This is a genomic window from Zoogloea sp., assembly GCF_041914405.1.
GTDB lineage: Bacteria > Pseudomonadota > Gammaproteobacteria > Burkholderiales > Rhodocyclaceae > Zoogloea.
Genome location: NZ_JAYSDK010000018.1, coordinates 77,024 through 99,305 on the forward strand (window position 1 = coordinate 77,024; position 22,282 = coordinate 99,305).

15 protein-coding genes are annotated in these 22,282 nt (G+C 63.8%); 3 read left to right on the plus strand and 12 right to left on the minus strand.

Going from position 1 to position 22,282, the window contains the following annotated elements; genetic code table 11:
- The first annotated feature begins 141 nt into the window (after window positions 1-141).
- Window positions 142-3,087 (plus strand): response regulator, encoded by a 2,946-nt coding sequence (locus tag ACE3RX_RS12560; RefSeq protein ID WP_374483968.1) that lies wholly within the window; start codon window positions 142-144, stop codon window positions 3,085-3,087.
- A 21-nt stretch (window positions 3,088-3,108) separates the two neighbouring features.
- Here ACE3RX_RS12560 and ACE3RX_RS12565 read toward each other — a convergent pair whose 3' ends face one another.
- Complete coding sequence (locus ACE3RX_RS12565; protein WP_374483971.1) at window positions 3,109-5,700, minus strand: ATP-binding protein; 2,592 nt, start codon at window positions 5,698-5,700, stop codon at window positions 3,109-3,111.
- A 247-nt stretch (window positions 5,701-5,947) separates the two neighbouring features.
- Between ACE3RX_RS12565 and ACE3RX_RS12570 the strand changes: the two genes are divergently transcribed.
- Window positions 5,948-7,267 carry a methyl-accepting chemotaxis protein gene (locus ACE3RX_RS12570; protein WP_374483974.1) on the plus strand — a complete coding sequence of 440 codons (1,320 nt, stop codon included), beginning with the start codon at window positions 5,948-5,950 and terminating at the stop codon, window positions 7,265-7,267.
- Between the two features lie 115 nt (window positions 7,268-7,382).
- Here ACE3RX_RS12570 and sugE read toward each other — a convergent pair whose 3' ends face one another.
- From sugE to pedF, 3 genes are all read right to left on the minus strand, one after another.
- Window positions 7,383-7,703, minus strand: a complete 321-nt coding sequence (sugE, locus tag ACE3RX_RS12575) for a quaternary ammonium compound efflux SMR transporter SugE (protein ID WP_374483979.1) — start codon at window positions 7,701-7,703, stop codon at window positions 7,383-7,385.
- A gap of 302 nt (window positions 7,704-8,005) precedes the next feature.
- Window positions 8,006-8,692 carry an SDR family oxidoreductase gene (locus ACE3RX_RS12580; RefSeq protein WP_374483982.1) on the minus strand — a complete coding sequence of 229 codons (687 nt, stop codon included), beginning with the start codon at window positions 8,690-8,692 and terminating at the stop codon, window positions 8,006-8,008.
- A 273-nt stretch (window positions 8,693-8,965) separates the two neighbouring features.
- Entirely contained in the window at window positions 8,966-9,448 is a 483-nt protein-coding gene (gene pedF, locus ACE3RX_RS12585; RefSeq protein ID WP_374483985.1) for a cytochrome c-550 PedF, read from the minus strand.
- Window positions 9,449-9,794: 346 nt separating this feature from the next.
- Between pedF and ACE3RX_RS12590 the strand changes: the two genes are divergently transcribed.
- Window positions 9,795-11,762, plus strand: a complete 1,968-nt coding sequence (locus ACE3RX_RS12590) for a response regulator (RefSeq protein WP_374483988.1) — start codon at window positions 9,795-9,797, stop codon at window positions 11,760-11,762.
- A 50-nt stretch (window positions 11,763-11,812) separates the two neighbouring features.
- Here ACE3RX_RS12590 and ACE3RX_RS12595 read toward each other — a convergent pair whose 3' ends face one another.
- The 8 genes from ACE3RX_RS12595 to ACE3RX_RS12630 all read right to left on the minus strand — a co-directional run.
- Window positions 11,813-12,097 carry a SemiSWEET transporter gene (locus tag ACE3RX_RS12595; protein WP_374483992.1) on the minus strand — a complete coding sequence of 95 codons (285 nt, stop codon included), beginning with the start codon at window positions 12,095-12,097 and terminating at the stop codon, window positions 11,813-11,815.
- An 86-nt stretch (window positions 12,098-12,183) separates the two neighbouring features.
- Window positions 12,184-14,943 (minus strand): phosphoenolpyruvate carboxylase, encoded by a 2,760-nt coding sequence (gene ppc / locus ACE3RX_RS12600; RefSeq protein WP_374483996.1) that lies wholly within the window; start codon window positions 14,941-14,943, stop codon window positions 12,184-12,186.
- A gap of 12 nt (window positions 14,944-14,955) precedes the next feature.
- A complete protein-coding gene (gene eno / locus ACE3RX_RS12605; protein WP_374483998.1) occupies window positions 14,956-16,242 on the minus strand; it encodes a phosphopyruvate hydratase in 1,287 nt (428 codons plus the stop codon).
- Between the two features lie 19 nt (window positions 16,243-16,261).
- Window positions 16,262-17,911, minus strand: a complete 1,650-nt coding sequence (locus tag ACE3RX_RS12610; RefSeq protein WP_374484000.1) for an NADP-dependent glyceraldehyde-3-phosphate dehydrogenase — start codon at window positions 17,909-17,911, stop codon at window positions 16,262-16,264.
- A gap of 27 nt (window positions 17,912-17,938) precedes the next feature.
- Window positions 17,939-19,390, minus strand: coding sequence for a pyruvate kinase (pyk, locus tag ACE3RX_RS12615; protein ID WP_374484002.1), 1,452 nt, complete (start codon window positions 19,388-19,390; stop codon window positions 17,939-17,941).
- Between the two features lie 36 nt (window positions 19,391-19,426).
- Window positions 19,427-20,431 carry an aldose 1-epimerase gene (locus ACE3RX_RS12620; protein WP_374484005.1) on the minus strand — a complete coding sequence of 335 codons (1,005 nt, stop codon included), beginning with the start codon at window positions 20,429-20,431 and terminating at the stop codon, window positions 19,427-19,429.
- Window positions 20,432-20,441: 10 nt separating this feature from the next.
- Window positions 20,442-21,080, minus strand: a complete 639-nt coding sequence (gene eda, locus ACE3RX_RS12625) for a bifunctional 4-hydroxy-2-oxoglutarate aldolase/2-dehydro-3-deoxy-phosphogluconate aldolase (protein WP_374484008.1) — start codon at window positions 21,078-21,080, stop codon at window positions 20,442-20,444.
- A 24-nt stretch (window positions 21,081-21,104) separates the two neighbouring features.
- Window positions 21,105-22,282: dihydroxy-acid dehydratase (locus ACE3RX_RS12630; RefSeq protein ID WP_374484012.1), on the minus strand; the 1,178-nt coding region annotated here is incomplete at its 5' end.

Here is a 22,282-nt window from a genome sequence, read left to right on the forward strand (position 1 = left end):
AAGGTGACGGATGGCACGCTGGGGACCAATGTGGATGAGTCTGCGTAAGGGTGCTGTACCTTGCTATAAGCCGGAATATCTAGACTTGGCAGGCAGATTGTGCATAAAGTGAAGATGTAAAATTTGGGCCAAGATCAAGAAATGCTCCATTCCGCAGCTCCACAGCATCCGAAAAGAAAATTAACCTTTCTTTCGGGGGAGCTCGGACGAAATAAGGAGTGCCCGGTGCTTTTTTCCGGGAGATTGATGGAAAGCTTGGGCCGATTTTTTAATCGCCGGTGCTTTCTTCATTTTGCAAGAGCATTATGTTCTCCTGTCTTCGGCATATTCTTGCTTCTAACCTCTATGGCCGTTTGGGCCACCCCAATTGGTGGTGAGCAAGGATTAAAGCACGCAGCCGGTGATCGCGGATCGCAGCGCAAGTCCGTTTTGATTCTCTCGGGGGTGCAATACGGTCTCCCGGTCACCGACACGCTGACCTCCGGCGTCGTTGCCACCCTCAAAGAAAATGGGGTGAGCGCCAACAATATTTACGTCGAAATGCTCGACCTCGTCCGCAACCTTGATCCGCTGTGGCGGGCAAGATTGGCAGAATTGTTGCGCGAGAAAGTGGACAAGGCCAACGTCGGTCTTGTCGTTGTGCAGAACCAGGAGGCACTGGAGTTTCTTGCTCAGGAAGGCAACGGCATCGTACCGCCAGAGATTCCGGTACTGGGCAGCCTGCTTTCCAATCCGGCGGTCAGTTGGCGCGGACCGAAACATCCCGTCCTGAGCATCGTCCGAAGGTGGGATATCGCGGGAACCGTCCGCTATGGGCTTGAAATCTTTCCGCGCACGCGTCGTTTGGTCGTGGTTGGCGGTACGGCTACACAGCAACCTGACTTCCAGACGCAGGTAGAGGCTGCGCTCGCCACCATGCCGGAACACCTCGAGGTGGAGGATACCGCCGGGCTATCCTATGACGAAGTCCTGCAACGCATCTCCAACCTGCCAGGCGATACCCTCGTTCTCCTCGGAACCTATTACAAGGACAAGACCGGACGCAATTTCATTCCGGCGGAGGTTGCTACCGAAGTCGCCAAACGAGCCAATCAACCTGTATTGGCCCTGTACGATGCCCACATTCGCGTTGGTCTGACCGGCGGTTCGGTCGTCAACACCACATCGGTTGCCCGGCGGGTGGGGGAGATCGGCTTCGAAGTGCTTTCCGGTACACGCCGAATCGATCCCAATGATACCGAGGCCATCGTGCCGCCTGAGCCGATGTTCGACTGGCTCCAGCTCCAGCGCTGGGGTGGCGACCCCGCCAGGTTGCCGGCAAATACTGTATTCCTGAACCGCCCGCGCATGCTATGGAGCGAGTACCGGTCTGCCGTGCTTGGTGGGGCGCTGGCTATCGCGGTGCTCGCCACCCTGTCAGCGGCGCTGGCCATCCAGAATCGTCGGCGCAAGAAGGCCGAGGCGGCGACCGCAGCTCTTAATGATCAATTGGAGGCACTGGTTGCTGCTCGTTCGGCCGAACTCACCCTGCGCACTCAGCAGCTGGAAGCGATCGTCGATTCGGCAAGTTCCGGCATCGCGCTGATCATCGACCGGGTCATTGTTCGCGGAAACCGTCGCTTGCACGCAATGTTCGGCTGGCCGATGGGCGAGATGATCGGCAAGATGACAGCTATCTGGTATCCCGACGATGAAACCTACCGCGCCGCAGGTGGCGCTCCTTACGAGAAGATATGGCGAGGTGAATATTATTCCCGCGAGCAGGAACTGGTGCGCAAGGACGGCAGCCGCTTTTGGGTCCGACTGACGGGTACTGCCGTCGATCCTGCGGATCATTCCAAAGGGGTCCTCTCATTATTGGACGACATTACGGACGAGCGCAATCACCTGGCGGAAATGGAGCGGGCGCGCTTGATGGCTGAATCGGCCAACGTTGCCAAGAGTGCCTTCCTGGCGAACATGAGCCATGAAATCCGTACGCCCTTGAATGCCATCATCGGGCTAACCCATCTACTTCGGAAAAAGAAGCTGGACAGTGAGGCGACCGAGAAACTCGAATTGGTCCATGCCTCCGGCAAGCACTTGCTACACCTTATCAACGACATCCTCGATTTCTCCAAGATCGAGGCGGGCAAGCTAGTGATCCTTGAAGAGCCGATGGATGTCAGGCCAATTCCGAATCATGTCGTCTCCATGCTCTCGGAGAGCGCCAGCGCCAAAGGACTCGCCCTGCACACCGAGTCGGATCCGGTGCCCCGCGCGCTCAATGGCGACTCGATGCGAATCATGCAGGCCCTGCTCAATCTCGTCGGTAATGCCATCAAGTTTACCGACTCAGGCAGTGTGACGATACGCACCGTGAAGGAGAGCGAATCGGAATCCCGGGTCAAGCTTCGCTTCGAGGTCATCGATACCGGTATCGGCATCGCTCCCGACCAATTGCCCAAGCTATTCGCGGCCTTCGAGCAGGGGGACTCATCCATGTCGAAGCGCTTTGGCGGTACCGGCCTCGGCCTGGTGATCACTCGCAAGCTGGCGGAACTGATGTGCGGTGAGGCGGGCGCCTCCAGCGTACTGGGCAAAGGCAGTACATTCTGGTTCTCCGCGGTCTTCGAAAAACTCGATGAAAGTGCGCTGGTCCAGTCGGCGCTACCGGCCAAGGACGCTTGCCAGGAGATCGTCGAGAGCTTTGCCGGCACCCTCATCCTGCTGGTGGAGGATGACGAAATCAACCAGATGGTGGCGCAGGAAAATCTGGCGGATGCCGGGCTTCAAATCGACATTGCGAGCGATGGTCTGGAAGCGATTGCCAAGATGCGGGCGGCAGCACCCGGTCAGTACGCGATGATCCTGATGGATATGCAGATGCCGAATATGGACGGCCTGGAGGCAACCCGCGAGATTCGCAAACTGCCGGTTGGCCGGGACTTGCCGATCATCGCCATGACCGCCAACGCCTTCAGCGAGGACAGCGAGCGTTGTTTTGAGGCCGGCATGAATGACTTCATTGCCAAGCCCGTGGAGCCGGACCGGATGTATGGAACCATCCTGAGCTGGTTGCGCAAAAGGACGACCTCCAATCACTAGGCCAGTCAATTGAAATGAGGATCACGGCCTGGCTAGCCAGGTGAGCAAGGTCTGATATAGGGCATCGGGTTGAACGGGTTTGGCAATGAAGTCATTCATGCCCGCCTCAATGCAGCGAGCTTTGTCCTCTGCGAACACATTCGCCGTCATCGCGATAATCGGCACGCCGGACAGACCCGGCAACTGCCTTATCCTGCGCGTGGCATTCAGACCATCGAGATTCGGCATCTGCACATCCATCAGGATAAGGGCATAGGGCGTTCGGACAGCCATGTCCAAGGCAGCCAAACCATCTTTTGCGAGGTCAACCGAAAGCCCGACATCCTCAAGGAGCATTAATGCAACCTCCTGGTTAACGGGCTCGTCCTCTGCCAGAAGAACGCGTCTGCCTGAATGGTCTCGTGAAATGATGCACGGGGCTTCTTCCCGGCTTTCCCCATGGGATGTGCCGAACTTCTGATCGGCTCTGGCAAGCTCCGCGGTAAACCAGAACCGACTGCCTTTTCCTTCAATACTGCTCACGCCCACCTGGCCGCCCATCAGCTCGGCGAGCTTCCTCGTAATCGCCAACCCCAGCCCCGTCCCGCCATACTTCCGGGTGGTCGAGTTATCCGCCTGTTCAAACATTTCGAACAGCTTTGGCAGTGCAGCGGATGAAATGCCGATACCGGTATCTTCGACCTCGAAGAGGAGCGTAACTGACTTGTCTGTTCTGGCTTCCTCCTTGACGCGAAGCGCTATCCGGCCGCGCTGGGTAAACTTGACGGCATTGGCCGCGTAATTCAACAACGCCTGCTGAAGTCGTGTTGGGTCACCCATGAGCCGATCATCATCCGCCTCAATCTCCATGGTGATGGCCAAACCTTTGTGACGCGCGCGCTCCTCCAGCATCGTGAAAATACTCTTCAGAATCGAGTGAAGGTCAATCGGCAGATTTTCCAGGACTAACTTGCCTGCCTCAATCTTGGAAATGTCGAGAATGGAATTGATGATATCGAGGAGGTGATGTCCTGCCGCCTCAATCTTGTCGAGGCGGTCGATTTGCATCGGCGACAGGCCCGATTGCCTGAGCAGATAGGCCATTCCGGTGATGGCATTGAGTGGAGTCCGGATTTCGTGGCTCATGTTCGCGAGGAAGGCACTCTTGGCCACGTTCGCGGCCTCCGCAGCCTCCTTGGCAAGCATCAACTCACGCGTGCGCTCGCCAACCAGCTCCTCCAGGTGCAGACGATGTCGTATAAGTTCCGCTTGAGCAGCCTTGATCTCGGATATGTCCGTATGGGTGCCACACATGCGTGTTGGTTTCCCTTCCGGGTCACGCTGCATCACGCTGGCCTGATCCAGAATCCAGATTACCGAACCATCCTTCCGCAACATACGGTACTCCAAGCGATGCATACTTGAACGCCCTTGAAGCACCGCATTGATGGACTCCCACGCCCTGTCCCGATCATCGGGAAAGACGAAGTCCGTCCATTGCTGCGCAGACTGACGAATCTCCCCAGGCTCATATCCGAGCATCCTTGCCCACCGTTCGTTCCGGAACACCGCCCCGGTCTGGATGTCCCAGTCCCAGAAACCTAACTCGGAGCCCTCTAGAACGAATCTCAGCTGCTTTTCGCTGTTCTCCAGCGCCTGCTTGGCGACCCGGCTTTGCGTAACGTCATGTCCAATACCCAGAATTCCGATCAGCTCACCTTTCTCATCCCTCATTGGAATTTTTGTGACCATTAGAGTTTCCTCGTGCTGGTCCGACGCAAAACTTATTTTCTCTTCATTTTTTGAAGCTCCGTTATTCTTAAGCGCAGCAAGATCATTATTACGAAAGGCGTCCGCCTGGGATTTCTCGACGAAGTCATAATCAGTCTTACCGACGATATCTCGTTCTGGTGCCCCGAAAAAAAGCTCGAAACGATGATTGCAAGCCATGTACACACCGCCGCCGTCCTTGAGCCAGACCAAGTCTGGGAGCGTATCGATCAGCGTGCGCAGCATGGATCGCTCCCGCATGACGGCCTCCTGTGCCGCCTGCAAGGCTCGCTGGCTCTCCATCCTTTGCTCCTGATCACGGAATATCAGGCACAAAAGCATGGTTGCCGGAGGATAAAATAGCAGCAGAACCCACCAGGCCTGCTGTATAAACGTAAAACCTATCCGCTCGGGAATCTGGGTAAATGCGGCGAGCTGAGAAAGCTGGACGACGATACCCAGGGCCAAGTACTGAAATATCGACGGTGGCTTACCGCCCTTGATCCAGTAACGCCGGGCAGCAACCCCCAGCAGCGCAGACATCGCTATGACGGAAATCCCGACAGGCGCGCCAACGCCACCGATCTGGTACCGATAGACAGCAGCCATCCCCGCGGCGACCGCAGCGGTGATTGCGCCACCGCTGGCACCTGCAACAGCAAGAACAATCGACCTGCCGTCAAAAATGATGCCCGGTTCGAAGTCGAACGGATTGAGCATCCCAAGGAGGGTGGCTCCTCCGAACAGCAGTCCAAGCAGGAGCCGCCGATAAGTCCCCTCATTGGAAAATCGGCTCGCGACAACCTGGCTAGCGGCGACAAGGGCGACCAGAAAGGCAATGTTGTTGATAAGGCTGGTCAGCATGAGCAAGTCTCGAGGAAAGCCGGGGGCCGGTCTTATTGCCGGACACATCCCCATTCGAGCACGATACATCGATGAACGCCGGGGTGGCGGCCGGAATCAGGGATGTCGAGCATCATTGCACGGTGCCTGTCGCTGTAAGGCCCCGCCCGCGCTCACCGACGCCCGCATGGAGGGGAGAAGACATAGTGTGTTCAGACGGTCATGTCAGAAGGCCATAATGTGATTCGGGGTAGAACGGGAATAATTCATGTTTAACGCAAGACTAAAGACCCGAATCGCTGAACTTGAGCAGATGCTCGCCGAGCAGGCTGCAGTCAGCACTGCAGTGGATCAGTCAACAGCCGTCGTGGAGCTGAGCCTGGATGGGGTGGTCATCGCCGCGAACAGGAACTTTTGCGATCTGATGGGGTTTCAGCAGGATCAGATCGTTGGGCAATCGCACGCGAACTTGTGCGATCCGGAATACGTGCTCTCGGACAGCTATAGACAGTTCTGGCAGGGGCTCCGAACCGGCACGTTCCACCAAGGCAAGGTCAAGCGCCGCCACCGCTCGGGCCGGATCGTCTGGCTGGAGGCAACTTACAACCCGATCCGGGATGCTGCGGGGAAGGTCGTGAAGGTGATCAAGTTTGCCTCGGATATCACATCGAGCGTCGAAGAGGCTGCGCGGATGAAGGCGCTGGTCGAAGCCATTGAGCGCTCCATGGCTGTCGTTGAGTTCCGCTCGGATGGAACGGTGCTCAAGGCCAACGACAACTTCCTGAATGTGATGGGCTACCCGGAAAGTGACATTATCGGCCAGCATCACCGGATGTTTTGCCCTCCGGAATACTCGGCAAGTGAGGAATACGAAGCCTTCTGGCGGGATTTAAGAGCCGGGCGGTTCTCGACCGGACAGTTCTGCCGGATCAACAGGCGCGGCGAGCGGGTGTGGCTTGAAGCAAGCTACAACCCGATTCCAGATGCCTACGGGAAGATTGAGCGCATCGTCAAGACTGCCGTTGATGTAACTCAGAAGGTCCTCCGCAATGAAGCGGAGCGGGAAAGCGCCGCATTTGCATCAGCGGCCGCCGTTGAGACGGAGCAGATTTCCGGAAAGGGCGAGACCATCATCCTGGAAGCAGTGGCCAAGATTCAGTCCATTGCTCAGGGCGTCGAACGCGCAGCAGCCGAAGTCTTTGCCCTTGGCCAGCGCACCAAAGACATTTCCTCCATCACAAATACGATCAAAGAGATCGCAGACCAGACCAACCTTCTGGCATTGAACGCGGCGATTGAGGCTGCACGCGCCGGGGAGTCTGGTCGCGGATTCGCGGTCGTGGCAGACGAGGTTCGACGGCTGGCAGAGCGCACGGCTAGCTCTACCGCCGAAATTACAGACATGGTCCACTCTATTCAGAATGAGAGCTCTGCTGTTACCGAAAACATGAAAAATGGGCTGACACAGGTAACGGAGGGTGTCGCACTCGCGAATTCTGCGGGAAGTATAATCAAGCACATCCGAAATGATGCTCGTCGTGTTGTTGAGGCGGTTCAGGCGATTTCTAATACGATATCGGTGAAGTGATTACGTACGTCATGATTCGCGAGCCATTACGCGATGTGCGCCGGCGCAGGATCAATGTGCACGCCGATGGATCGTTCATGCGTCCGACCACATTCTTTGAGCGCAGTGCTTGATGTCATCCTGGCGACGAAAGCTTGAGGCCGACGATGCCGGCAACGACGAGGCCGAGGCTGATGATGCGGGGGAGGGAGGCGGGTTCGCCGAGTAGGGCCATGCCGACGATGGCGGTGCCGACGGCACCAATGCCGACCCACACTGCGTAGGCCGTTCCAACGGGGAGATCACGCATAGCCCAGCCGAGGAGGCCCAGGCTCAGCAGAAAAGCGAGGGCGGTGCCGACGGAGGGCCACAGGCGAGTGAAGCCTTCGGTGTATTTGAGGCCGATGGCCCATATCACTTCAAGCAGGCCGGCGAAGAAGAGTGCGATCCAGTTCATCTGGGTTCCCCATGCATATGGGGCCGTCCCCGATGAAGTACAAGAAGCAGAGTCGTCCCTGCTTCTGCCCACCGCCCGCATGGCGACGGGAAAGAGTCTTGTGTTGCGAGGCGCGTTGCTCCTGAGGTGCGCCGGCGCCAGAAAAATGCCAAGCGCCATCATCGTGGAGCACAGGGGATGCGTCAAGTTCAAGGGTAGAGCGGACCGGCGGTCTATTACCAACCTTCAGCAGGCTTTCACGCTGCGAGCCACTACGTCGGCGATCGCCTCGAAGCTGGCATTTTTTCCAATCTTTGATGAGATCATCGTTGCACCCAACCACCACAGACAGGGAACACCTGCCCCACGAAACAATTGGCCTGTTCGCTGCAAAGATAGACGGCGAACTCTGCATCCTCCTTTGCCGAGACTAGACGGCCGAGCGGAACCTCTCGCTTGAGTCGTTCCTGAAAACGCGGGTTGGATTGCACGTCAGCAGGAAAATAGGTTGGGTTGTCTACGAAGTTTTGGGCAATTGCGTTGATCTGAATGTTGTGCGCAGCCATCTCGGCGCCCACTGACTGCACATAGGCAAGTTGCGCACCCCTGGCAGCGCTGTAGGTGGATGCACGCTTCATACCCCGCAGCGCCGATGCGCTCCCCATGACCAGTATCTTTCCTGCTTGCCGCTCGATCATGGGGGGCAGGGCGACGCGAAAGAGTCGCGGAAGCGGATCCACCAACGCTGCAAATGTCTCCCTCCACTCTTTCTCAGAGGCCTCAATTGCCGGAGTGGTTGGCGCCGGAATCGACAAATTGGCCACCAGAATGTCCACATGGCCAGCAGCAGCGAAGATTGCTGCGGGTTCATCCTCACTGATCAACGTGGCAGTACTGGGTATTACCGTGGCGCCATGTTCCGCGAAGACTTCACATAGCGTGGGCCCCATGAAGGTATCGGCGTGGGTGATTAATACGCGCTTGCCTAGTAGATTGAGGTGCTCTGGCATGCTCCAACCTTTCAAAGTATCTGCACGTTGGTGGAGAGAAGCATACCGCATCGAAATGGGTATCACGTCTTAGCAGGTGATGCGTCCGACGTGAAATTTACCCCCCAAAAAGGTCCTTTCCGGATGTGAAAAGGCCTTGATCAGGTGGTGCTGATCAAGGCCTTGGGAATTGAATGAAGTGCTTGCGGGGTGGGGCGGTCTTCGTGCGCCGTCCATCGCAAGGGTTCGCTGCGGCCGGGGTGTCCGGGCCGGGGCGAGGGTTTTGTCGGGGACTTACTTGTGCAGTTCCTCGTGGGTGCGGACGTCCACGTAGGCCTTGAGGGCCCAGACGGCTTCCTGGGTGAAGACGGCGCTGTAGGCGGGCATCGTGTAGCGGCCTTCGCTGTTCTTCTTGCCGGAGAGGGTGATTTCCTTGAAATAGGCGTCGGTGTCTTTCAGGCAGGCTTCCTGCTGTTCCTTGGCGTCCATGTCCAGACAGTCCGCGTCGAGCTTGAGCAGGTCGGGTGCGACGCCGCCAGTGATGACATTGAGGCCGTGGCAGCCGGCGCAGTTGTGCATATAGCCTTCGGCGCCAACGGCCGCCGCCTGCTTGTCACCCCGGTAAGGGTTGGCGTCGGCCCAGGTGGTGCCGAGCTGCTTGAGTGCCGAGGTATCGATGGGGTGAGGGGTAACGTCGCCGTGGGCCAGGGCGAGCGGACTCATCGAGACGAGAACGCCCGCGGCCAGCAGGCCGAGCGCGCCTTTCAACTTCAACATGCAGGACTCCTCTATTTATGATCAGTTATCAAGCTGCAGCGTGCGGAAACACGGGTCGGGTTCTGGCGGTCTCGTAATCCGCGTGTTTCCTGCCGGACAGTGATCACCATTTTGGGAAAGAGTTCAGTGGCGGCTGCACGGGCCGGGACGGAGCCTGATTCCAGACATGGAAAGACTATGTGAGGCTGACGGCCCGGGCGGCATCCAAGATGCCCGGCAACGCAGCATGCGTTCATGCAGAAGTTCACAGGCCGCATCGAGCCCCGACGATCAAAGCGTCACACGTCCCGCGCCAATGGAATATGCTTACTGCCCATTCAGGGCACAGCGCGTATTCACGGCATTCATGGCTATCAACATTCTGTTGGCCGATAACGGGCATTTGTACCGGGACATCCTCGAAAACGCTTTGGGGGACGAGAGTGTTCGAATCGTCCTGGTCAGGAGCATTGCCGAGGCGCTGGAGGCGGTTGCGAAGGAGTATTTCCACTGCTTCATCCTGGCGTGGCAGCTGGCCGACGGCGAAGGGACCGAATTGTCCCGCAAGCTGCGCAACCCGCAGTTGGCGCCTTACGAACCTATCGTGATCCTGACAGCCAGCCCTTCAACAGAGCTGGCTGAAGCCGCGAGCCATGCTGGTGCTACCGAGCTGTTCCGAAAGCAGGATGTGGAGGAGCTGGTCACCTTCCTGCGCCGTTTCTTGAGAGTGCATGGCCAGATGCCGTGCCGCGCGCTTTACGTGGAGGATGCCCGCGACCAGCAACTGCACCTGTGCGCGCAGATGCGTGAGTGGGGGATGGAGGTCGATGCCTTCGATTCCGCGGACGATGCCTGGAACGCGATCCGCGAGAAGAGCTACGACATCCTGATCTGCGACATCGTGCTGGGCGGGCACATGACGGGCTCCCGCTTCATCAACCGGATCCGGCGGCAGCCTGCGCCGCTGGGAAACATCCTGATCCTGGCCACCTCGGCGTTCGACAATGCAGCCCGGCGCATCGAACTGTTCCATCTCGGTATCGACGATTACGTGGCCAAACCCATCCTGCCGCTGGAGCTTAAGGCGCGTATCCAGAACCTGCTGGTGCGCAAACGCTCCGAGGAAACCCTGCTGCTCGCCAAGCAGCGGGCGGAGGAGGCCAGCCGGGCCAAGAGCACTTTCCTGGCGAACATGTCCCATGAGCTGCGCACGCCGATGAGCGCCATCATGGGCATGACGCGGCTGGCCCTGCGCAATACCGCCGATCCGACCTTGAAGGATCAGCTCGGGAAGGTGGACGTGGCCTCCCGACACCTGTTGAACGTCATCAACGATATTCTGGACATCTCCAAGATCGAGGCCGGCTGCCTCACACTCGAAAACGCCCGTTTCCGCCTGGGCGAGGCCATCGAGAACGTGGCCAGCCTGGTAGGCCACAAGGCGGCGGAGAAGGGGCTGCAGCTCAACATCGATCTCGCTGCCGGCCTGCCTAATCTCGGCGTGATCGGCGACCCGATGCGCCTGGAGCAGATCCTCCTCAACCTGGCCGGCAATGCGGTCAAGTTTACTTCGGAGGGCTCCATTACTCTGCGTTGCCGGATCATCGCGGACGATTCCGAGAGCCTTCTCCTGCGCTGGGATGTCATCGACACCGGCATCGGCGTTGCGGCGGAGAACCAGGAGAAGCTATTTACCGCCTTCGAGCAGGCGGATACGTCGATCACCCGCCGGTACGGGGGCACGGGCCTGGGGCTGGCGATCAGCAAACGGCTCGTGCATATGATGGACGGCGAGATCGGCGTCGATAGCGAAGTGGGCCAGGGCAGCGACTTCTGGTTTACGGTGCGCTTGAATACAGCGGGGGCTGCCGTGACGGGTATGCCGGCCGTGGCTACGCTGCTACCTGTCGAACAGCGCCTGATCGACGTGTATGGCGGCGCGAAGGTGTTGGTGGTGGAGGACGAGCCAGTCAATCAGGAGGTGTCGCGGAGTCTTCTGGAGGACGCCGGACTGGCCGTGGATCTTGCCGAGGATGGCCAGGTGGCGGTGGCCATGGCCAGGCAGCAGCGCTACGCGCTGATCATGATGGACATGCAGATGCCTAATCTCAACGGCCTCGATGCGACCAAGGCGATCCGGGTGGACTCGCTCAACGTCGATACTCCCATCCTGGCGATGACGGCGAACGCCTTTGAAGAAGACAGGCAGAACTGCTTTGACGCAGGCATGAACGACTTTGTCGCCAAGCCTGTCATTCCCGAAGCCCTCTACGAGACGATACTGCGTTGGTTGTCCCGCTCGCAAGGTAACGCGGCAGCTCAAAAAAAGCCCTGATCGGCCTTCACCGATCAGGGTAACGAGGGAGAGGGAAAGGACCCGCGGCCTCAGCTCGGATTCGCGCGCCGTCCGCCGTAGCGGACCTTCATCGCGAGGATGCTAAGCGCCAGCGCGAAGGTCGGCGTGTTGGCGAGGATCAGCGGCCAGGAGTGCTCGAGGATGCCGTAGATCAGCCACAGGCCGATGCCAGTGGTGAAGGCGAGGTACATGCCAAAGGAAACGTCATCCACCGAGCGGGTACGCCAGGTGTGCAGCACCTGGGGCACAAAGGCGACGGTGGTGAGGACGGCGGCGGCGTAGCCGATGAGATCCTTGTAGTCATGCAGGTTCATTGAACTACCCTCCGGTCAATATGTGACCACCTCCCCAAGGGAGGATGAGCGCCTGCTTCGGGCGGCCGGACGTATGCGCTCATGCCTCACCCCGAATTGCGCAGGCCGGCCGCAATGCCGTTGATGGATAGCCGGATGGCGCGGCGGATGCGCTCGTCGTCATCGCCCTGGCGGTAGCGCCGCAGGAGTTCCACCTGCACGTGGTTGAGCGGGTCCAGGTAGGGGACGCGGTTGCGCAACGCGTCCTTGAGCTGCGGGCTGGCATCGAGGAGTTCGGCCTGCCCGGTGATGCGCAGGACGGCGTCCACGGTGGCCGCGTGTTCGGCCTGGATGCGCGGGAAGATCGCGGCGGCGAGGGCCGCGTCTTCCACCAGGCTGGCGTAGCGGCCGGCGATGGCGATGTCGCTCTTGGCGAGGACCATCTCCATGTTGCCGAGCAGGCTGGCGAAGAAGGGCCAGTCCCGCTGCATCGCTTGCAGGCGCGTGAGGCCGCCGTCGCCGTGGGTAGCGAGGTAGGCGCCCACCGCGCTGCCGAAGCCGAACCAGCCGGGCAGCATCAGGCGGCACTGGGCCCAGCTGAACACCCACGGGATGGCGCGCAGGTCTTCGATGGCGGTTGAGGGTTTGCGCGACGCCGGGCGGCTGCCGATGTTGAGGTCGGCGATCTCGGCCAGCACGGTGGATTCGCGGAAGTAGCGCTCGAAGCCGTCGGTCTCGTACACCAGCGCCCGATAAGCGGCGAAGGCGGCAGCGGAGAGTTCGTCCATCGCTTCGACGAAGTCGGCGCGCGGCGCATCGCCACCGCCGCCGGGCAGGCTCGCTTCCAGTGTGGCGGCGACCAGCACTTCCAGGTTGGCGAGGCCGGCTTCCGGACGGCCGTACTTGGCGGCGATCACCTCGCCCTGTTCGGTGAGGCGGATCTGGCCCTGCACGGCGCCCTTCGGCTGCGCCAGGATGGCCTGGTAGCTGGGGCCGCCGCCACGCCCGACGGAGCCGCCGCGGCCGTGGAACAGGCGCAGGCGCACGTTGCGGCGGGCAAACACGGACACCAGCTCGGTCTCGGCCTTGAAGAGTTCCCAGCCGGAGGTGAGGAAGCCGCCGTCCTTGTTGCTGTCGGAGTAGCCGAGCATCACCTCCTGAGTGTGGTTGCGTGACGCCAGCAGGCGACGGTAGGGATGCAGGGATAGCAGGCGGTCCATCACTGGGCCGCTGTTCTGCAAGTCGGCGATGGTCTCGAACAGCGGGATGATGTTCACGTCCAGCCGCCCATCCTCGGGGTGCAGCAGGCCGCATTCCTTCAACAGCAGGGCCACTTCCAGCAGGTCGGACACGCCGTCGGTCTTGGAGATGATGCAGTTGGGCACCGCCGCAGGGCCGTAGCGCAAATGGGCCTGGCGGGCGGCGCGGAAGATCGCCAGCTCGCCTTCGGTTTCGGCGGTGTAGCTGCGGTAGGGCGATAGCAGCGGGCGCGGCGAGGCGATCTCGGCCAGCAGCAACTCGATGCGGGCGCCCTCGCGCAGGCGCAGGTAGCCGGTGCCCGGATGGGCGGCTTCCAGCAGCTCGGCGACAACGCGCTCGTGCACGTCCGAGTTCTGGCGCAGGTCGATGGGGGCCAGGTGGAAGCCGAACACGTCCACCGCCCGGCGCAGGCGCCGCAGGCGACCGCGGGCCAGCGGCGCGCAGCCGTGGGCGCACAGGGAATCGCGGACGGTGCGCAGGTCGTCGGCCAGCGCGGCGGGGCTGGCGTAGGGTGTGGCTTGTCCATCGACCGGCTGGCCGCGCAGATGCGCTTCGGTGGCGGCGAGGCGCGCCAGGATGCCGGAGAGGGCGCGCCGGTAGGGCTCGTCCATGCGGTGGGGCGAGCGGTCCGGCGACGCGGCGGCGAGGGCCAGCAGTGCGTCGGATGCGCCGGCCAGCAGCTCGGCGACGGACAGTTGCGAGGCGAGAGTGGACACTTCCTCGCGATACCAGGCGAACAGGCGGTGAGCCTGGGTGGCGAGGGCCTCTTCGAGCACCGCGGCGGTGACGAAGGGGTTGCCGTCCCGGTCGCCGCCGATCCAGCTGCCGACTTTCAGGAAGCTGGGCAGCTCGGGCGTGTTCGCGTCATCGTCCTTGCCCTCCGCACGGGCCAGGCGGTCTTCCAGGCGGGCGTAGACGCGCGGCAGCTCCGTCAGGAAGGTGGCGTCGAAGTAGGAGAGGCCGTTGCTGACCTCGTCCATCACCGACAGCTTGCTGAAACGCAGCATGCGCGTCTGCCACAGGGTTAGCACGGCGCGGCGCAGGGCGTCCGCGTTGGCCTCCTGCTCGTCCGGCGTGAGCTGCATCCGGTCCCGCTCGTCGAGCAGGCGGGCGATGGCCTGCTGACAGTTGAGGATGCTCTTGCGCTGCACTTCAGTCGGATGGGCGGTGAGAACCGGCGAGATCTCGGCGCTCCGGAACACCTCGCGCAAGGCCACGGTGTCGAGGCCCGAGTCGAAGGCGCGCTGCAGTGCGACGTCCAGGCTGCCCGGAGCGGGCGCCTCGCCGGCCAGCTGGGCGGCCCGGCGGCGGCGCAGCTGGTCCTGGTCCTCGGCGATGTTCACCAGTTGCGAAAAGTAGCTGAAGGCGCGCACCACCTGGGTGGTCTGCTCGGGGCTGAGGCCGTCCAGCGTGGCCGCCAGCTCCTGGCGCAGGGCCTCGTCATCGAGACGGTGAAAACCCGTGGACAGGCGGCGGATGCGCTCGATGAGTTCGAAGGCGGCCTCGCCGTGCTGGGCGCGTACGGTGTCGCCGAGCAGCTGGCCGAGCTGGCGGATGTCGCGGCGCAGGCGACCCTCCGCCGCCTTGAGGGGATCGATGGCGTTCATGGCGGGCCCGTCTCAGAGGTCGGCGAGGGGAAAGGCGTCGCGGCCGGGATAGCGGGCGGCGGCGCCGAGCTGCTGTTCGATGCGCAGCAGCTGGTTGTACTTCTCCACGCGGTCGGAGCGGCTCATGGAGCCGGTCTTGATCTGCCCGGTGGACAGCCCCACGGCCAGGTCGGCGATGGTGGTGTCGCCGGTCTCGCCGGAGCGGTGGGAGGCGATGGAGGTGTAGCCGTGGCGGCGCGCCAGGTCGATGGCGGCGATGGTCTCGGTGAGGGTGCCGATCTGGTTCACCTTGATCAGGATCGAGTTGGCGATGCCCTTGCGGATGCCCTCGCGCAGGATGTTGGTGTTGGTGACGAAGAGGTCGTCGCCCACCAGCTGCACCTTGTCGCCGAGGGCGTGGGTGAGGCTGGCCCAGCCGTCCCAGTCGTCCTCGGCCATGCCGTCCTCGATGGTGATGATCGGATACTTGGCGCACCAGCCGGCGAGCATGTCCACCAGTTCGTCGGAACTCAGGCTGCGGCCTTCGCCGGCCAGCTGGTAGCGGCCGTCCCGGTAGAACTCGGAGGCGGCGCAGTCGAGGCCCAGGTGGATGTCCTTGCCGGCGACGAAGCCGGCCTTCTCGATGGCTTCGAGGATCAGCTCCAGCGCCGCCTCGTTGCTGGCCACCGACGGGGCGAAGCCCCCTTCGTCGCCGACGGCGGTGCTCATGCCACGCTCGCCGATCACCCGCTTGAGGCTGTGGAAGACCTCGGCGCCGTAGCGCACCGCTTCCGAGAAGGTGGGGGCGCCGGTGGGGACGATCATGAACTCCTGCAGGTCCAGGCTGTTGTTGGCGTGGGCGCCGCCGTTGATGACGTTGATCATCGGCACCGGCAGCAGCATGGGGCCGGCTCCGCCCAGGTAGCGGTAGAGGGGCAGGCCGGTGGCGGCCGCCGCCGCGTGGGCGGTGGCCATCGACGCGGCGAGCAGGGCGTTGGCGCCCAGGCGCGACTTGTTGTCGGTGCCGTCGAGGGCGATCAGGGTCTGGTCGATGCGCACCTGTTCGCTGGCCGGCAGGCCGACCAGCGCGCGGCGGATCTCGCCGTCCAGGTGGGCGACGGCCTGGCGGGTGCCCTTGCCGCCGTAGCGGGCCGGGTCCTTGTCGCGCAGCTCGATGGCCTCGCGGCTGCCGGTGGAGGCGCCGGAGGGCACCGCCGCGCGGCCGACCGCGCCGCAGTCGAGGATCACGTCGCATTCGACGGTGGGGTTGCCGCGGGAGTCGATGATTTCGCGGCCGATGAGGTCGATGATCTTGCTCACGGTGATGGGCTCCTGCGGCTCAGAGAATGAAGTGGGTGTTGAGGAAGTTGGACTTGTGGCCGAGCACGATGGCGTCCAGCAGCGTCTTGGTGGCTTCGGTCTGCTTGGCGGCGACCATGGTGCGGATGGAGAAGGCGCGCAGTGCGTCGTGCACCGACAGGGTGCCCTCGGCGGAGTCCTTGCGGCCGGTGAACGGGAAGATGTCCGGGCTGCGCTGGCACTGGCAGTTGATGTTGACGCGGCACACCTGGTTCACCAGCGGGTCGACGAGGCTGGCGATCTGGTCCGGGTCGGTACCGAAGATGGACACCTGTTGGCCGTGGTCGGAGCTGATCACGTATTCCAGCGCGGTCTCGATGTCTTCGAAGGGTGCCACCGGGATCAGCGGGCCGAACTGCTCTTCGCGGTAGAGCTTCATGCCTTCCTTCACCGGGTACACCACGGCCGGGTAGAACAGGGTCTCCACCGAGGTGCCGCCGCCTTCGTTGAGCACGCGGGCGCCCTGGCCGACGGCGTCGGCGATGCAGTCGTTCATGTAGGCGACCTTGTTCATCTCGGGCAGCGGGGTGAGGGTAACGCCCTTTTCCCACGGCATGCCGATCTTGAGTTTGCCGATCTCCTCGCAGAAGCGGCGCAGGAAGCGCTCGGCGATGGCCTGGTGCACCAGGATCATCTTGATGGCGGTGCAGCGCTGGCCGTTGAAGGACAGGGTGCCGGCGATGCATTCCTTGACGGTCAGCTCCACGTCGGCGTCGGGCAGGATGATGGCCGCGTTCTTGGCCTCCAGGCCCAGCACGGCGCGCAGGCGGTTGGACTTGGGGTGGGCCTTCTTGAGCTGGTCGGCGACCTTGCTGGTGCCGATGAGGGCCAGCACGTTGACCTTGCCGGAGGCCATCACATGCGGCACCACCACGTTGCCCTGGCCGTACACGATGTTGATGACGCCGCGCGGGAAGGCGCTGCGGAAGGCCTCCAGCATCGGGTAGTAGAGCAGCACGCCGAAACGCGGCGGCTTGAAGACCACCACGTTGCCCATGATCAGCGCCGGGATCAGGGTCGTGAAGGTCTCGTTCATGGGGTAGTTGTAGGGGCCCATGCACAGCACGATGCCGAGCGGCGAGCGGCGGATCTGGGCGATGGTGCCGTCCACGATCTGGAAGCGCGAGTTGCCGTTGTCGAGCTGCTTGAGCTCGGCGATGGTGGCCTTGATGTAGTCGATGGTGCGGTCGAATTCCTTCTCGGAATCGGCCAGGCTCTTGCCGATCTCCCACATGATCAGGTTAACGATCTCGCGGCGGCGGGCGATGATCTGGTTGGTGAAGTTCTGCACGCAGTCGATGCGCTCGGCCACCGACATGGTCGGCCACTGGCCGCGGCCGTGGTCGTAGGCGCGCTCGGCGGCGGCCAGCGCGGCATCGGCTTCGGCGGTGCCGGTCATCGGGTAGCTGCCCAGCTCCACGTGGGCCAGGCTGCCATCGGCGCCGCGCACGCACATGGGGGAATGCACCGGGCGGGTTTCGCCTTTCCACACGTGCATTTCGCCGTCGAGCAGGATGCTGCGCTGGTGCAGTGGGGAGAGGATGCGGCAGTCCTCGGCGATCTGGTGTTCCTCGGGGAAGAGGGCGAGCAGGCTTTCCTTGAGATTGCCGCGGGCGTCGGTGTGGGTCATGGTCGTGTCCTTTGGTGGGCTGTCGTCTTATAGGGATTGGGTTTGCGGGGCGCTGCCGGGCAGCACCACGCGCAGCAGGTTGGTGCTGCCGGGGGTGCCGAAGGGCACGCCGGCGGCCAGCACGAAGGCGTCGCTGGGCTGGGTGAGGCCCTCGTCGCGGCAGGCTTCGGCCGCCTCGGCAAGCATGGCGGCGTCGTGGTCGGTGGTGGTCGGCGCGACGCGACGGGACAGGCGCGAGCGCACGCCCCACACCAGGGCCAGGCGGCGCGCGACGCGCTCGTCGGGCGTCAGCGAGAGGATCGGTGCGCGCGGGCGCTGGTTGGCGAGGCGCAGGGTGGTGGCGCCGGAGGACGTGTAGGCCACTGTCGCGCCCAGCGGCAGCACGCCGGCCACGGTGCGCATCGCGGCGCCGATGGCGTCGGTGCTGCTGTGCTCAAGCCGGCCATGCACGGCGTCCATCAGCTGGCGCTGCAGCGGGTCGGACTCGGTGCAGGCGATGATGCGGGTCATCATCTCGACGGCTTCCCGCGGGTATTTGCCGGAGGCCGATTCGGCGGACAGCATCACGCAGTCCACCCCGTCATACACGGCGGTGGCCACGTCGGAGGCTTCGGCGCGGGTCGGCGCCGGGGCCTCGATCATCGATTCGAGCATCTGCGTGGCCACCACCACCGGTTTGCCGGCTTCCCGGCAGCGCCGCACGATGCGCTTCTGCAGGCCCGGCACTTCCTCGGGCGGCAGTTCCACGCCCAGGTCGCCGCGCGCCACCATCACCCCGTCGGCGGCGGCGATGATGGCGTCGAGATGGGCCAGCGCGGCGGGCTTCTCGATCTTGGCCATCAGCCAGGCACGATCGCCGATCAGGGCGCGGGCTTCGAAGAGATCTTCGGGGCGCTGCACGAAGGACAGGGCCACCCAGTCGACGCCCAGTTCGAGGCCGAAGGCCAGGTCGGCTTGGTCCTTGGCGGTCATCGCCGACAGGGGTAGCGCCACGGACGGCACGTTGACGCCCTTGCGGTCGGACAGCAGGCCGTCGGTGAGCGCTTCGGCGGTGACGACGTCGCCGGTTTTCTCGACGACGCGGAAGCGCATCTTGCCGTCGTCGATCAGCAGGGTGTCACCGGGGCGCACGGCGGCGATGATCTCCGGGTGGGGAATGCACACCCGGTGGGCGTCGCCCGGCGTGATGTCCAGGTCGAAGCGGATACGGTCGCCGCGGGCCAGGCGCGGTTTGCCGCTGGCGAAGGTGCCGAGGCGCAGCTTGGGCCCTTGCAGGTCCATCAGGATGCCGAGCGGGCGACCGAGGGCGGCCTCGACACGGCGGATGGCGGCATGAACGGCGCGGTGGTTGTCGTGGCTGCCGTGGCTGAAGTTGAGGCGGAACACGTCGGCGCCGGTTTCGGCGAGGGCGCGGATGCTCGCCTCGTCGGCGCTGGCCGGCCCGAGGGTGGCGATGATCTTGGTGTTGCGGTGGGGCACGCTTGTCTCCTGGTATTTATAGGTGTGGGTTGCGTCTCAGCCCTGCGCGAAGCGGGCGCCGCAGCGGAAGCGGTGGCTGCTGCCCGGCGGCAGGCGGATCGCGGCGGCGCAATCGGGGCGGTTGAAGGCGTCGGTCATAGCGGATACCGGCTCGATGGCCACCGCACGGCGGCCGTCGCGGGCCAGCGTGTCGCCGGTGAACAGGTGCACCAGCCCGCCGTGCTGCCAGACTTCCAGCGCGCGCTTGTTGAGCGGGTCGCGCAGGCGCGTCAGCACGATGCCGTGGGCGTCGGCGATGGGATCAGCGACGCAACCGTCGATGACCGTGTGGCCGATGGCCCAGGGCAGGCGGAAGTCGAGGGCCGGCTGCGCGTGCAAGGGCTGGTAGGCGGCGCCATCGACGAGCGGAATCAGTTCGGTGTCAGTGGCGATGCCGTGGCGGGCCGGCAGGTGCAGCTTGAGGTGCTCGATGCCCTCGTCGCCGAGCCGGAAGTAGGGATGCCAGCCGCAGCTGTAGGGAGCTGCCACGTCGCCGACGTTGTGGGCTTCCAGCTCCAGCGCGATGCCCTGGTCGGACAGGGAGAACAGGATGCGCAGGTCGAGGGCGAAGGGGTAGCCGGCAAACGCGCCGGGCCGGATGGCGGTGCAGGCGAACTCCACGCTGGCCGCTTCGTCGTCGGCCCAGGCTTCGGCGATGGGCAGTTCGAGGCTGCGCAGGAAGCCGTGGTAGATCAGCCGCTCGGTGTCCGGCACGCCGGGCTGCAGGTCGTACTCGATGCCGTCGAAGCGATAGCGGGCATCCGCCACGCGGTTGCTGAAGGGGGCCATGATGCCGCTGCGCACGCCGGCCTGGCTGTGCAGCTCGGCGGCGCTGGCGTAGCCGTCGATCAGTTCGAGCGTGCCGTCCGCGGTGGCCTGTTGCCAGCTCAGCAGCGTGGCGCCGGTGGTGCACAGCACGGCGCGGGCGCCGCTGTGGGTGTCCTCCAGGGCCACCGTGGGCAGGCCGTCGAAGTGCGCGTGGACGATGCGGTAGCGCGGCATGGCCGTGGGCTCAGGCGGCGTGGGCCGGGCGGCGCAGCGCGGCGGCGTCGGCGGCGAGACGGGTGATCGCGGCCCAGTCGCCGGCCTGCACCTTGTCGGCGGGCGTCAGCCAGGAGCCGCCGACGCAGGCCACGTTGGGCAGGGCCAGGAATTCCGGCGCGCTGGTGAGATCGATGCCGCCGGTGGGGCAGAAGCGCAGCTGCGGGAAGGGGCCGCCGAGGGCCTTGAGCATGCCGACGCCGCCGGCCTGCTTGGCGGGGAAGAGCTTGAGGGTGTCGAAGCCGGCGGCGACGGCGGCGATGACGTCGGAGGGCGTCATCACGCCGGGCAGGAAGGGCAGGCCGCTGTCCCGTGCGGCGGCCAGCAGCTCGGCATTGGCGCCGGGGCTGACGCCGAAGCGGGCGCCGGCGGCGCGGGCGGCTTCGAGATCGGCGGGGCTGACGATGGTGCCGACGCCGACCAGGGCTTCCGGTACTTCGGCGACGATGGCGCGGATGCTGTCCAGCGCGGCGGCGGTGCGCAGCGTGACTTCCAGCACCCGGATGCCGCCGGCGACGAGGGCGCGAGCGAGGGGCACGGCGGAGGCCAGTTCGTCGATGACGATGACCGGCATGACGGGGCTGGCGGCGAGGATTTCTCGGGTTTGCATGGTGGTTCTCTCTGCGGTGCCGGCTCAGGCGGCGGGGGTGGGGTAGGGGGCGAAGGTGATGCCGCCCTGTTCGGCGCCGGCGGCATGGGCACGGGCATTCACGAACAGGTCACGGCCGATGCCGTGCTGGTGGGCGGACAGGTCGGCGACGGCTCCGGTGCGGGCATCCCATTCGACGGGGCTGACGAGGGCTTCCAGCACGCCGGTTTCGGCGTCGAGGCGGAGTACATCGCCGTCGCGCACGCGGCCGAGGGGGCCGCCGGCAATGCATTCGGGCGTGACGTGGATGGCCGCCGGTACCTTGCCGGACGCGCCGGACATGCGGCCGTCGGTGACCAGCGCCACCTTGAAGCCTTCGTCCTGCAGCACGCCGAGGGCCGGCGTCAGCTTGTGCAGCTCTGGCATGCCGTTGGCCTGGGGGCCCTGGAAGCGCACCACCGCGACGAAGTCCCGGTGCAGTTCGCCGCGCGAGAAGGCGGCGAGCATGTCGTCCTGGCTGTCGAAGATGATGGCCGGGGCCTCGACGACGCGGTTGGCGGGCTTGACGGCCGACACCTTGATGACCGCGCGGCCCAGGTTGCCGGTGAGGAGCTTGAGGCCGCCATCTGCGCTGAAGGGCTCGCCGCCGCTGCGCAGCACGTCGGTGTCTAGGCTGTTTGCCGGGGCGTCGCGCCACACCAGGGTGTCGCCGTCGAGGAAGGGCTCGCGGGTGTAGTGGGACAGGCCCTGGCCGGCAACGGTCTTCACGTCTTCATGGAGCAGGCCGAGGCCGAGCAGTTCGCGGATCAGGAAGCCCATGCCGCCGGCGGCGTGGAAGTGGTTCACGTCGGCGCTGCCGTTGGGGTAGATGCGCGCCAGCAGCGGCACCACGTCGGACAGGGCGTTGAAGTCGTCCCAGTCGATGAGGATGCCGGCCGCCCAGGCCATGGCCACCAGGTGGATTGTGTGGTTGGTGGAGCCACCGGTGGCGAGCAGGCCGACGATGGCGTTGGCGATGGCCTTCTCGTCGATGACCTCGGCCATCGGCGTGTATTCGGGGCCGGCGGCGGTGATGCGGGCGGCGCGCTCGGTGGCGGCGCGGGTCAGCGCGTCGCGCAGCGGCGTGTTGGGGGTGACGAAGGCGGCGCCGGGCAGGTGCAGGCCGAGCACTTCCATCAGCATCTGGTTGCTGTTGGCGGTGCCGTAGAAGGTGCAGGTGCCGG

Bases quoted from the DNA above. Each gene is read 5' to 3' on its own strand.
- ACE3RX_RS12620 (WP_374484005.1), bottom strand. From the start codon at position 20,431: ATGCCGCGCTACCGCATCGTCCACGCGCACTTCGACGGCCTGCCCACG.
- ACE3RX_RS12560 (WP_374483968.1), top strand. From the start codon at position 142: ATGCTCCATTCCGCAGCTCCACAGCATCCGAAAAGAAAATTAACCTTT.
- ACE3RX_RS12590 (WP_374483988.1), top strand. From the start codon at position 9,795: ATGGCTATCAACATTCTGTTGGCCGATAACGGGCATTTGTACCGGGAC.
- pedF (WP_374483985.1), bottom strand. From the start codon at position 9,448: ATGTTGAAGTTGAAAGGCGCGCTCGGCCTGCTGGCCGCGGGCGTTCTC.
- ACE3RX_RS12595 (WP_374483992.1), bottom strand. From the start codon at position 12,097: ATGAACCTGCATGACTACAAGGATCTCATCGGCTACGCCGCCGCCGTC.
- eda (WP_374484008.1), bottom strand. From the start codon at position 21,080: ATGCAAACCCGAGAAATCCTCGCCGCCAGCCCCGTCATGCCGGTCATC.
- ACE3RX_RS12570 (WP_374483974.1), top strand. From the start codon at position 5,948: ATGTTTAACGCAAGACTAAAGACCCGAATCGCTGAACTTGAGCAGATG.
- sugE (WP_374483979.1), bottom strand. From the start codon at position 7,703: ATGAACTGGATCGCACTCTTCTTCGCCGGCCTGCTTGAAGTGATATGG.
- ppc (WP_374483996.1), bottom strand. From the start codon at position 14,943: ATGAACGCCATCGATCCCCTCAAGGCGGCGGAGGGTCGCCTGCGCCGC.
- ACE3RX_RS12565 (WP_374483971.1), bottom strand. From the start codon at position 5,700: ATGCTGACCAGCCTTATCAACAACATTGCCTTTCTGGTCGCCCTTGTC.
- ACE3RX_RS12580 (WP_374483982.1), bottom strand. From the start codon at position 8,692: ATGCCAGAGCACCTCAATCTACTAGGCAAGCGCGTATTAATCACCCAC.
- ACE3RX_RS12610 (WP_374484000.1), bottom strand. From the start codon at position 17,911: ATGACCCACACCGACGCCCGCGGCAATCTCAAGGAAAGCCTGCTCGCC.